Source organism: Mesorhizobium sp. M7A.F.Ca.US.007.01.2.1 (genome assembly GCF_003998165.1).
Classification (GTDB): domain Bacteria; phylum Pseudomonadota; class Alphaproteobacteria; order Rhizobiales; family Rhizobiaceae; genus Mesorhizobium; species Mesorhizobium ciceri.
Genome location: NZ_RZQP01000194.1, coordinates 1 through 11,993, shown reverse-complemented (window position 1 = coordinate 11,993; position 11,993 = coordinate 1). Strand labels below are relative to the sequence as shown.

Genomic DNA, 11,993 nt, shown 5'->3' with positions numbered 1-11,993 from the left:
ACTTTGATCTGTCGGTCTCGCTCGGCATTCCCGGCGACTTCGCGCACCCGACCTTCATCGCCGCGATGGCCAAAATCGTTTCCGCCGCCAAAAGGCACAACAAGTCGCTCGGGCGCCTGGTGCCCAACGTCCAGCAGGGCCACGAGTTCTACGCACAAGGCTTCGACTTCATTTGTTATTCGGGCGACGTCTGGATACTGCACGACGCGATCGCCGACGCGGTCTCCAAAATCCGGGCCGGGTGCCAGTAAGAACGGAGGAGAGAATGGGCGACCTAAAGTTCAAGGTGGCGCTTTCCGGTGATTTCCGCATGCCGGACGGCTCGCTGACCTATCCCGACTTCGACCTGGAGCCTCTGCGCAAGGCGCCAGGCCTCGAGATGACATTCCTGGAATCGAATAACCCGCTTCGCGCCGACCAGCTTGAGGACTTCGATGCGCTGATCCTTCTCACTCATCGCTTCGTTTCCACGAGTGTCCCCAAGAGCGGTCGGCTGGCCGTCGTTGCCCGCTTCGGCGTCGGCTACGATACTGTCGACGTCGAGGCCTGCACTGGCGCCGGCATCGCTCTGGTCATCACGCCCGATGGGGTAAGACGGCCGGTCGCCGTATCCGTCATCACCTTTATGTTGGCACTCACCGGCAAGCTGTTCACGAAGGACGCCCTCACCCGTAAGGGACCTCATGGCTTCCAGGAGCGCTCCCAACATATGGGTGTCGGGCTCGTGGGGCGTACGCTGGGGTCGCTCGGCATCGGCAACATAGGCGCCGAAGTTTTTCGCCTGGCAAAGCCCTTCGATATGAGGTTCATCGCCCATGACCCATTTGCAGACAAGAAGGTCGCTGCCGAACTAGGCGTGGAGCTGGTCGGACTGGAAGATCTGTTTCGTCGCGCCGACGTGCTGTCGGTAAGTTGTCCGCTGACGCCTGACACGCGTCATCTCGTCAGTGCCGAGCGGCTCGCCCTGATGAAGCCTACTGCTTACCTGATCAATACAGCGCGCGGCCCGATCGTCGACCAGAAGGCGTTGGCACAAGCCCTGCGGGAGCGTCGTATCGCCGGCGCCGGTCTCGACGTGCTGGAGCAGGAGCCGCCGGATGCTGACGATGCAATCCTCAAACTCGACAACGTCATCCTTGCGCCGCACGCATTGTGCTGGACCGACCAGTGCTTTGCCGGCAACGGCGCTGCAGACGTCAAAGCGGTAATCGAGGTTCAACATGGTCGCGAGCCGCGCGGTGTGGTCAATCGCGAGGTGCTTTCGAGCGAGCGGTGGAAGGATAGGCTGGCCGTTTTCGCGGGCCGCTTCGGAAGCTAGGAGTGCGAGAATTTGGCGCGCCGCCGCGGCCATTGCGGGGGCCTTACGGGAGGAATGCTCGACCGCCGCGCCTGCGGACGAGTGAGCAAATGAGAAAACGGGAGGACCAAGCACTATGAACGATCGTGAAAAACGTGACTTTCAGGCCGGTCTCGAAGCAGAGGTCGACGCCTTCATGCGTGGCGAAACGACCCGCCGGAATTTCATAACCCGCTTCGGCCAGATGACCGGTATGTTGGCAGCGTCTGCACCCATTTTGGGTATGATGACCGATTGGGCGCTGGCGCAGCAGAAGCTCGAACTGGCCGACGCCACGTCGCCGCTGGGACAGGCGCAGGCCGCTGCGCTGAAAGCATCTAAGGAAGGACCGGCGGAGGGCTCCGCCTTCCGCGCGGTCGAGGCGGCCAAGGCGCATGCGGGCGTCACGATCAACATGACCTACGAGGCAGGCCTGCAGGCGCTCGATCCACGCAATTTCAGTGGGCCGATGTGGGAGCAGCTTACGGGCATGAAGTCGAATGTGGTCGAACTGTCGAATCCCGATCAATACTCCAAGGCGGTCGCCGAGCACATTGCCGGCTCAGGCGCCTATGACGTGCTCGACATCTCGCCAGCCTGGACACCGTCGCTCGCCGATGGCGGCGTCATCGCACCTCTCGACGACTATATCGCCAAATATATGAACCCTGCAGACCTCGAGGACTATCATCCTCTCTACAAGGCGCTGCCGACCTACAAGGGAAAGATCTGGGGCTTCTTCGACGACGGCGACATGTTCGCTCTCTACTACCGCAAGGACATCTTCGAGGATCCGAAGATGATGGAGGCCTACCAGACCAAGTTCAACGCGAAGCTCGGACCACCGAAGACCTGGGAGGAATATGCTCAGATCGCCCAATTCATCACCGACCAGATGGCACCGAAGGTTTATGGTGCAGGCCACTTCCGCAAGGCGGGCAGCCCGGGCAATCAGTTCGACTTTCTGCAGCAGTACCGTGCCAACGGCGGGAAACTGTTCGGCGACGACATGAAGGCCGGCCTGGTGTCGGATGCGGGCGTCAAGACGCTGACGAACATGCTCGCGGCCAACAAGGCCTCGATCCCCGGTAACAACGAGCTCGACGCCGTCTCCCTTTGGGCGGCATTCCTGACGGGGAAGGTTGCGATGATCTATTCCTGGCCTCCAAGCGGCCGGATGGCGGCGAACTATTCGCAATCCGCCACGGCGATCAACTTCATTCCCCAGTCGCAGATCGCTGGCAAGGTTGGCTATGCCGTCGTGCCGGGCAATCCGGAACATGCCACCGGCTACAACAAGGCGCTGTCGGCGGATTCGCCCAATCCGGAGGCGGCGTATCTGTTCATGCAGTGGGCCTGCTCGCCTCCCGTCTCACTGGCGCGCTGCATGTTGCCCTATGCGCTGCGCGACCCATACCGCATTTCGCATTTCAAGTCGGAGCTCTATGGAGCACTGTTCCCGAGCGCCAAGGAGTACCTGGCCAACCTCAACAACTCGGCGAATGTCGGCCTGCTCGACCCGATCATGCCAGGTGCGCAGGACTATTTCTTGAGCATCGACCGCATGTGCACCGCAGTGTGGGCTGGTGCGGATCCGAAAGCATCGCTGGAAACAGCGGCCGCCGAGTGGAACGAGACGACCGATCGGCTCGGGATGGAGTCGCAAAAGGCATTCTACACCGAGTTCCTGAAACTGCCCGGCGCCACCGCTGACAACACAGTGGAGAAGCTTGGCATGGCAGTCACCCTCTGAGACTCGCCTGGAGGGGAGCCGGGTTTCTAGCACCAGACCGGTGTTGCGGGCGCTTCGCTCGCAACACCCTGGCTCAACCGCGTGGCGATCTTTGGAATAAATCGATGCCGCACACCACCACGATCAGTCGCATGACGACCACCGGCGCCCCGCCTCGGCTTTCGACCCTCGCACAGTGGGCGGACCGCCACTTCAAATGGCTTCTGGTCGCGCCCGCGGTGCTGTTGATACTGGCGCTGTCGATCTATCCGCTGCTGTTCTCACTGGTCGTGTCCTTCATCAACTACGACTTCCAGGTGCCGGGCCACGCCTTTGTCGGCTTGAAAAACTTCGAGCGGGTGGTGTTCGATCCCGTGGCACGGTGGTCGCTCTTGCTGACGGCCTGCCTGTCGAGCATCAGCGTCGCCATCGAATTCGTGCTGGGCCTTCTGGTGGCGCTCACCATGGTGCGCAGCTTTCCGGGGCGCGGTGTCGTCATGTCGATCCTGATCGTGCCGCTTTTCATCAGCCCGGTGATAGTCGGCCAAGCGTGGACGCTGCTGCTTCAGCGGCCTTTCGGGCCAACCAACTACATCCTGACGCAACTGTTGGGGCAGGAGGTGACGATCGGCTGGATGACCGAGCGCCCATGGCTTTATGTCTCGCTGATCATCTCTGATGTCTGGCAGTGGACTCCGTTCATGTTTGTCGTCCTGCTCGCCGGGCTTACCGCAATCCCTCCGAACCTCTACGAGGCGGCGGAACTCGACGGCGTCAATGCCTGGCAGGCCTTCTGGGCGATCACGCTGCCGCATCTCGGGTCTATGATGCTGCTGGCGTTGACCTTCCGCCTGCTTGACGCCATCCGAATGTTCGATACCATTTTTATCATGACCGGCGGCGGCCCGGGTACGCAAACCTACACGGCTTCCTACTATCTCTACACGGTCGGCTTCACCCAGTTTCATCTGTCGCAGGCGACGGCCGGAAGCTGGCTATTCCTGATTTTCACCGCGCTGGTAGTGACGCTGCTGGTGCGGCGGCTCTTGAAGGTGGAGCCGGTCTGATGGCCGCCGTCGCGCCCGCCCGCCGCAGGAAACGCCGGTCGGTGCCGATCGGTCGCATGCTGCTGCTCGGCTTCTTCCTCGTGTTCGTGCTGTGGCCCCTCTACTGGATGTTCAACACCTCGATCAAGCCGAGCGACGACTACCTCACCGTGCCGCCCGTCTGGTTCCCTACCGAGCCGACCCTTGTACACTACAAAGCTGCGCTGTTCGCTTATCGCGGCCTCGACGGGCTCATCAACAGTCTGATCATTTCGCTGTCGGCCACGGTGCTTTCAGCGTTGTTGGGCACGCTGATGGCTTATAGTCTGGCGCGCTACAACACGGGCGGCCAGCACCTGTCTTTCTGGGTGCTGTCACAGCGCTTCCTGCCACCGATCGGCATCGTCCTGCCGGTATTCCTTATCTATCGTGGCGTCGGGCTGTACGACACCCATATTGGCCTGATCATCGCCTACACGGTCTTCACGCTGCCGGTGTCGGTGTGGATGATGTTCGCGTATTTCCGCGGCATGCCGAAGTCGATGGAGGAGGCGGCCCTGGTCGATGGCTGCACGCGTTGGGAGGCGTTCTGGCGTGTTGCCGTGCCGCTTGCCGCCCCGGGCATCGTCGCGGCGGCCGTCTTCGCTTTCATCGCTTGCTGGACGGAGTTCTTCTTCGCGCTCATTTTGACCAGTCGAACTGCGTTCACGCTGCCAACCGTATTCCGCTCCTTCATCGGCTTCCAGGGCGCGCAATATGGTGAAGCGGCGGCCCTGGCCATTGTTTCCCTCGTGCCATCCATCGCTCTGGGAGTCCTTGCTCAACGACATCTCGTGCGCGGGCTGACGCTCGGCGCCGTTCGCGGATAGAAAGAGGCAGGCATGGCTGAAGTCAGGATCACCGGCTTGCACAAGCGCTACGGCGCCTTCCATGCGGTGCGCGGCATTGACCTCCACATTCGCGACGGTGAGTTCACCGTTCTGGTCGGCCCCTCCGGATGCGGCAAGAGTACCCTTTTGAGGACGATTGCAGGACTGGAGGAGAGTTCGCAAGGCACGATCGAGATTGGCGGCGAGGTGGTCAATGACTTGCGGCCGCGCGATCGTGACGTGGCGATGGTGTTTCAAGACTATGCGCTCTATCCACATATGAGCGTGGCGAAGAACATCGGCTTCGGTCTCAAGGCGCGCAAGATGCCGAAGCCCGAGGTAGAGGCGCGCGTTGCCGAGGCAGCGCGTATGCTCGGCATCATCCCCTTGCTCGGGCGATTTCCACGCCAGTTATCCGGTGGGCAGCGTCAGCGCGTCGCCATCGGCCGCGCCATAGTCCGCAACCCCCGCATCTTTCTGTTCGACGAGCCGCTGTCCAATCTGGATGCCCAGCTTCGCGACGAAATGCGCGGCGAGATCAAGCGCCTTCACCAGGACATCGCCACGACGATGATCTACGTCACCCATGACCAGATCGAGGCGATGACACTGGCTGACCGCATCGTGCTGATGCGCGACGGGTTGATCGAGCAGCAGGGCGCGCCACTCGAACTGTTCGAGCGCCCCGCCTCGATCTTCGTCGCGGGCTTTCTCGGTTCCCCACGCATGAGCTTCCTGCCGGGCACGCTGGCTTTGGACGGGAGCGCCGCCGCCATCCGGCTGGCCGATGGTCTGCTGCCGATCGCCCCCGGGCGGACTCTAAATGGCGCTATAGATGGGCAGTCGGTGCTGCTCGGGCTGCGCCCGGAACATCTGACACGCGCACACGCTGCTACCCCCGAGCCGGGCACGCTGCGCTATGATGCAACCATCGACCTGCTGCAGCCGACTGGCTCGCGCAGCTATGCGACCTTCCGCCTTGCCGGCGCGCCAGTGGTGGCGGAGCTTCAGGCGCACGACGTCAGCCGTCCCGGCGAGAGACTGCCGATCGACATCAACATGAACCGGGCGTCGATTTTTGACGCTGCGACGGAGCAAGCAATTTGACCTTGGCAGCATCTCGAGCCCTCCGCTTGTGTGGAACCGAACAGGTAGAGCCACCCTTGCGCACACTTCGCGCGGGACCGTTGTCGGTCGACTTCGACAATGGGGCGTTACGCTACATCCGCCTTGACGGAATTGAGATTCTGCGCGGAATCTCGTTCCTTGTGCGGGACGAAAATTGGGGAACCGCTACAGCCGTTCTCGATGATCTCCACATCGATGAAAGGCTGGATGTGTTCAGCGTCGCATACCGTGCAACATGTTCCGCAACATCCGGTCGCCTGGCTTATCAGGTACGGATCTCGGGCAGTAGTGATGGTGCGCTGGCTTTTGCGGCCGAGGCAGAGCCCGAGACTGACCTTTTGACGAATCGGACCGGCTTCATCGTCCTTCATCCGATCGAAGCCTTGGCGGGCAAGCCGGTAAAGGTGCTGCATGAGGATGGTCATGATGAGCTATCGCTCTTTCCGGACCACATCGACCCTAAATGTCCGTTCACCGATATCCGGGCGTTGTCGCATGAGATCGCGCCTGGGATCTGGGCCACATGCACCATGGACGGTGATGCCTTCGAGATGGAGGATCAACGCAATTGGTCTGACGCTTCCTATAAAACCTATGTCCGCCCTCTGCGTCGCCCGTGGCCTTACCGACTGCCCAAGGGCCAGAAATTCACCCAGGTCGTCCGGCTACACGTGTCAGGAACGCTTCGTGCCGGGGCGTCTGAAAACCGCAATCCACTCATCAACCTGACGATCGGCAGACCCGTCGGCCAAGTGCCTCGCGTTGGCGTCGGCGTCGCTGGCGACGAGGCAAGGCACGCGCTTGAATCCCCCGAGCTTCTACGACGAATGGCTCCGCAGTGGATGGTCTGCCAAGTCGATCTCCGATTCGGACACGGCCAAGATGAACTCGAAAGCTACGCCGCGCTTGCACGGCTGACCGGCGCAGGCGTGGTCCTCGAGATCATCACCAAGGGCACGCTCGACCCATTCGGCGAATTGGCGCCCGTCGCTGATGCGGTCCATACAATCGGCCTCAAACTGGAAGCTGTCTCCGTCTTTCCGGCGCAGGACATGAAATCCGTTCAGCCGGGAGCACCGCGGCCGGTCATGCCCAGCTTCCACGAATGCTACTCCGCCGCTCGCCGGGCTTTCCCGGGGATCGGGCTGGGCGGAGGCATGGCCGCTTACTTCACCGAACTCAATCGCAAGCGTCCGCCAGCCGAAGCGCTCGACTACGTGACCTTCACCACCTGTCCAAGCGTGCACGCGGCGGATGATATTTCGGTGATGGAAACGCTTCAGGCTATCCCTCATCAGATACGCTCGGCACATGCTTTCACGGGCGACCGCGTGCCGCTGCGCATAGGTCCCAGTCAGCTCGGCTGCCGCGAGAACCCCTACGGAAAGGGCACCGCGCCGAACAAAGCGAACGCCCGCATATGTCTGAGCCGCATCGATCCGCGGCAGCGCGGGCTGTTCAATGCGGCATGGACGCTCGGCTATTTCGCGGCCTGCGCTCGCGAAGGGGTCGAGGCCGTCGCGGTAGGGGACTTCACCGGCCCCTTTGGCCATATCCACAGGAAGGCTGATTTCGTCCAGCCATGGTATGACCAGCAGGACGGCCGAACGGTCTATCCCGCTTTCCATGTCATGGCGGGTCTCTCAAGGCTCGGCGGAGCCACCCTGCTGTCCGTAGGAACTTCCGGCGCTGACGCCATTGCGACGATCGCAGCTGAAAAAGATTGGCGCGTGACACTGTGGGTCGCCAACCTTACCTCCAAGGCGCAATCTGTGAAACTTCCGGATGCGCCGAGCAGTGCCCGTATAGCTCTTCTTGGCGCCGAGCAGTTCGAACGGGCGGCAACCGATCCCAACTTCATGGAAAGTACCGCAAGACCGCTGGATGACCAATTCATCTCGCTTGACGCTTACGCCGTCGCGCGAGTTGATCTCGACCTACCATTTTCGACCTAGAGCCCGATGTGCGCTGAGGTTGAGAGTTGAGCCCAGCGTCATGCGCAGCCGCATCAATCGCTCTGGCCCGAAGCGGGTGACACAGATCGTCAGGCGTCACTGGCCAGGGGAGTGTCGACGCACCTTGTCCCAGGCCGCCAAGATTCGCTGCTTGCATCCGCGTGCGGCATCGTCGACCGTCGGGAATCACATAGACGCATTTTCATGCGGTCGCCCGCCTTGATCCGCCGTCGAGGAGTTCCTGAAGGTCCTCTTTTGGCACCGGTCTTGAAAGCAAAAAGCCTTGTAGCTGGTCGCAGCCGAGCTTGCGCAGATAATTGCACTGGCTCTCGGTCTCGACCCCTTCCGCTGTCGTGCTGAGGCCAGTCGCGCGAGCCAGGTCGATAATCGCCTGAACGATGGCCTCGTCACCGTTCGAGCCGCCAAAGCCCTGCACGAAGCTTCGGTCGATCTTGATCCTGTCCACTTCCAGGCTCTGCAGTCGGCCCAATGAGGAAAATCCCGTACCGAAATCGTCAAGCGCAAAGCGCACCCCGACACTGCGCAACGCTGCCATGTTCTGCTGGCATTCGGTGGGGCGCTGGGAGAGCGTGCTTTCCGTAACCTCCAGCTCGAGCCGCCGTGGATCCATTTGCGTTTCCAACAAGATGCTCGTCACTTTCATGGCAAAGCTCGGATTGTTCAGCTGCAACCCCGATACGTTCACTGCCAGGGTCTCGATCGGCCAATGCACCGCGTCAAGGCAGGCCTGGCGCAGAACCAGCTCGCCTAGAACTTCGATGAGCCCCGTTTCCTCTGCCAATGGTACGAACAAGTCAGGGGCGACCCAACCGCGCTCTGCGTGCGACCAGCGCGCGAGGGCTTCGACGCCCGTCATCCTGTTGGTGTCGGCGGTGTAAAGCGGCTGATAATGCACCCGGATGTGGCCGGGCGTTTGCAGCGCCTTGCGCAGGTCCTGTTCGAGACCCTTACGCTTTGCCAGCGTCTGGTCCATCTCGGGTTCAAACAGAGCATAGCCGCTGCGACCGCCGGCTTTGGCGTGATACAGGGCGAGGTCGGCTTTCCGCACCAACTCGACCTGGTCCACCCCGTCCCTGGGAGCCCAGGCGCGCCACCGTGTCAACCTCCACGGTCAGCCGCCTCAGCCGGTCTGCGAACTCCCTGAGCAACTCGTCGCCGGCAGGGTGGCCAAAGCTGTCATTGACCTGCTTGAACCGGTCGAGGTCAAGATAGAGGATCGCGAGCTGCTCGCCCGTCGCGGGCAGCAGTGTCAGCGCATCAGCCAAACGACTGTTGAAATGGCCGCGACTGTGCAGCCCTGTAAGCAGGTCGTAGTGGGCCAGGTGATAGATGTGATTCTCGGTCTCAATCAGCCTCAAAGTCCGCCGGCGCAAAGCGGCCAGAGCTACAATAATTCCGCCAAGTACCAGTCCGAACACCACCACGAGTGTTGGCACCAGTTGAAAAAGGACAAACGCCCCGGGCCGATATGGCTGCCACACAAAGAAGCCGACAGTCGAACCAGAGCGACCGACAAGGGGATAGGACGCCTCTTCAGAGCTAAGCATGTTTGACCAGGAGAAGTGTGCGTCGTCGAGGAGATAGTCTTGGCGCAAGGAGGCAAGCAGACTGCCGTCCAGATAGCGAACGGCAACGTGTAGGAATTCCTGACCTGGTACTTGTGCAATGTGGCCGCTGTCGGAAACGACTGGCTTGATGCTGACAATGGCAGGATGGCCGGAGATGACGACCATGTCGGAAGCACCTATCGTGAGCACCTGCTCGGTGACGCCGTCGGTGTCCCCCTGTTTCAGCCCCGCCCTGAGGTTCTCCACGAGAGGCGCAGTGGTCGGGCGTATGGATTGGTAGCTCGCCGGATCCACCGCCAATCCATCGGCGAATGCGTAGACGGGCGCGTCCTTCGGATCGAGAATGTAGACCTCATCGTGGCCGAAATACGTGTGCATCCAGGTGCCGAGATTGGTGTCGACCCATTTGGCATCCTGGCTCCGCAGGGCGCTGACCGCGTCGTCCCAGACGGTGACGCTCTCCTGATCGTGGGCTATTCCGCTCTCCAGCTTGGATATGATCAAGGCGACCAAGCTTTTCTGCCGTGACACGGCAACACCATCGGACTGGGTCGCCGACCACAGCAAAAGGCCTGTGGTGAGGGTCGCAACAAGCAGCGTCACGACAATGATGGGCAAAGCAGTTCGCTTGAAAAAAAGGCGACGTGTTGGTTCGCCGAAATGCCGGAGCAGCGTCATGAGGCTGCTTTACGCTAAGAAAACTGCTGGACCGTTAAAGGCGCGGCATCAGGCAAGCTGCACGTTTGAAAAGGCCAGTTCGATAACCCGGCGTTGAACTGCCAAGGAACAAATTGGCCGCGCGCGCGTTCGAGAGCGGCCTTTGCGGGGACTGAACACGAATGCTACTCGCTTTGGGGAACGCGCTCTCGACGACGGTTATGGCCGGCAGAAGTGGGGGTGCGGAAATTTTCGGCGTGGTCGATCTCAGCACTAAAGCCGAGGTAAGGATCAACGCGATGAATTTGGGAATGGCAATTCAGTTCGTGGCCAATGCCTCGGTGCTCGGTTACGATGTCCGTTCGGCGATGGTCTTCTACGGCGAACCCGGAACGCCAAGCCTCAGGGCAAATGACTGCGATCGATTGTGGACGCAATTTGGTGCCGCGCTCCTTCGCCCATAACGCCGGACGCTTTTGGCTATCTTCAGCTGTCTGGAGCTAACAGCCCATGCCGCGCCACCGGACCGTCGGATCATGAGATCTGAGAGACCTGACGAGAAATTTGCTTTCGGTCACTTCACCGGCACGCAGAGCCGGTCGGGCACTTTGGGGACAAGGGTGGCGGTGGGTTTGCCGATGCAAGTGCAGTGTGCTCGAGCCAATTCGCGACTGGGCGCCGGTTGAACCGCTCGGCCTGCCTGCCTTACCGCGCGAGGCATGACCTTACCCCACGGCCAACCATTTGCGCGATTGGGCAAACGCCGTGAAGGCCTTGGCGTCCATTGGGCGGCCAAAAACATAGCCCTGCAGAATATCGCAACCAAGCTCCTTCAGGATGCGCGCGTGATCATTCGTCTCGACACCCTCGGCAATGACTTCGATGCCGAGCGATTTGCCGATCTCAATGATCGACGAGACCAGCTGACGCTGCGGGATCGACTGGGTGACGGGCGTGATCAGTTGGCGGTCGATCTTGAGCCGGCGCGGCTGCAGCTTGAGCAGGGACACGATCGAGGCATGGCCGGTGCCGAAGTCATCGATTTCGATGTCGATGCCGAGTTCCTTAATGTGCTCCAGGTTCCAGGTGACCAGGTCGTCATTCTCATCGAGGAAGATGGACTCAACCAGCTCAAACGACACCGTGCCCTTCCTGATGGCAAGCTTGCGCAAGCCATCGATCAGATCCTTGTCCTCCAACCGCTTGGCGGAGACATTGACCGAGACGTGCGGGATCTTGAGACCGCTGTTCGACCATTGGTCGAAACTCTCAAGCGCCTGTTCCAGGACAGCGCGATCGATGATTGCCACGACGTTGAGTTCTTCGGCCACTTTGAGATAGCTTTGTGGGGCCAGGATGCCGCGTTCGGGATGCTTCCAACGCGACAACGCCTCGACCCCGACGATCTCAAGTGTCCTGGCGTCGAACTGCGGCTGATAGTATGTTGTGAATTCGGCGCGCTCCAACCCGCCCAGGATTTCGTCGGCAATTTGCTTGGTCCGCACGATCTCGCTTTGCAGCTCTTCGTCAAAGAATTCGTGTCGGTTGCGACCGCTTCCTTTCGCCCGGTAAAGAGCGAGGTCGGCGTTGACGAGCAGTTGCTTGGCGTCGGTTCCGGCGGCAATTCCGATGCTCACCCCGAACCGGCACGGGTTGCCCTGAAAATCGACCGGTCGGCGCA

General features: G+C 60.9%; 10 protein-coding genes and 1 pseudogene. 8 read left to right on the top strand and 3 right to left on the bottom strand.

What is annotated here, in order from left to right; genetic code table 11:
• The 7 genes and pseudogenes from EN949_RS26635 to EN949_RS26605 form a co-directional block, all read left to right on the top strand.
• Positions 1-251 (top strand): annotated as a pseudogene (locus EN949_RS26635) (hpch/hpai aldolase); the annotation flags it as partial.
• Between the two features lie 59 nt (positions 252-310).
• Positions 311-1,318, top strand: a complete 1,008-nt coding sequence (locus EN949_RS26630; protein ID WP_245459246.1) for an NAD(P)-dependent oxidoreductase — start codon at positions 311-313, stop codon at positions 1,316-1,318.
• 115 nt (positions 1,319-1,433) lie between these two features.
• The gene (locus tag EN949_RS26625) at positions 1,434-3,089 is read left to right on the top strand and encodes an extracellular solute-binding protein (RefSeq protein WP_024504468.1); all 1,656 of its coding nucleotides are present in this window, start codon (positions 1,434-1,436) and stop codon (positions 3,087-3,089) included.
• A gap of 104 nt (positions 3,090-3,193) precedes the next feature.
• Complete coding sequence (locus EN949_RS26620) at positions 3,194-4,135, top strand: sugar ABC transporter permease (RefSeq protein ID WP_063173903.1); 942 nt, start codon at positions 3,194-3,196, stop codon at positions 4,133-4,135.
• Complete coding sequence (locus EN949_RS26615; protein ID WP_063173904.1) at positions 4,135-4,983, top strand: carbohydrate ABC transporter permease; 849 nt, start codon at positions 4,135-4,137, stop codon at positions 4,981-4,983. Before EN949_RS26620 ends, EN949_RS26615 begins: the two co-directional genes overlap by 1 nt.
• Positions 4,984-4,995: 12 nt before the next feature.
• The gene (gene ugpC / locus EN949_RS26610; protein ID WP_013525320.1) at positions 4,996-6,090 is read left to right on the top strand and encodes a sn-glycerol-3-phosphate ABC transporter ATP-binding protein UgpC; all 1,095 of its coding nucleotides are present in this window, start codon (positions 4,996-4,998) and stop codon (positions 6,088-6,090) included.
• A gap of 80 nt (positions 6,091-6,170) precedes the next feature.
• Positions 6,171-8,066 (top strand): hypothetical protein, encoded by a 1,896-nt coding sequence (locus EN949_RS26605; RefSeq protein WP_245461012.1) that lies wholly within the window; start codon positions 6,171-6,173, stop codon positions 8,064-8,066.
• 202 nt (positions 8,067-8,268) lie between these two features.
• On the opposite strand, the gene EN949_RS36715 is transcribed toward EN949_RS26605, so the two are convergent.
• Positions 8,269-9,060, bottom strand: coding sequence for an EAL domain-containing protein (locus EN949_RS36715; RefSeq protein ID WP_245472510.1), 792 nt, complete (start codon positions 9,058-9,060; stop codon positions 8,269-8,271).
• Between the two features lie 7 nt (positions 9,061-9,067).
• Positions 9,068-10,333: a CHASE4 domain-containing protein gene (locus EN949_RS36710; protein ID WP_245459326.1), complete on the bottom strand. Its 1,266-nt coding sequence runs from the start codon at positions 10,331-10,333 to the stop codon at positions 9,068-9,070.
• A gap of 236 nt (positions 10,334-10,569) precedes the next feature.
• On the opposite strand from EN949_RS36710, the gene EN949_RS26595 reads away from it, so the two are divergent.
• Positions 10,570-10,776, top strand: coding sequence for a hypothetical protein (locus tag EN949_RS26595; RefSeq protein ID WP_245459328.1), 207 nt, complete (start codon positions 10,570-10,572; stop codon positions 10,774-10,776).
• 261 nt (positions 10,777-11,037) lie between these two features.
• Here EN949_RS26595 and EN949_RS26590 read toward each other — a convergent pair.
• Positions 11,038-11,993 (bottom strand): GGDEF domain-containing protein (locus EN949_RS26590; RefSeq protein ID WP_164782551.1); only part of this gene is annotated, 956 nt, incomplete at its 5' end.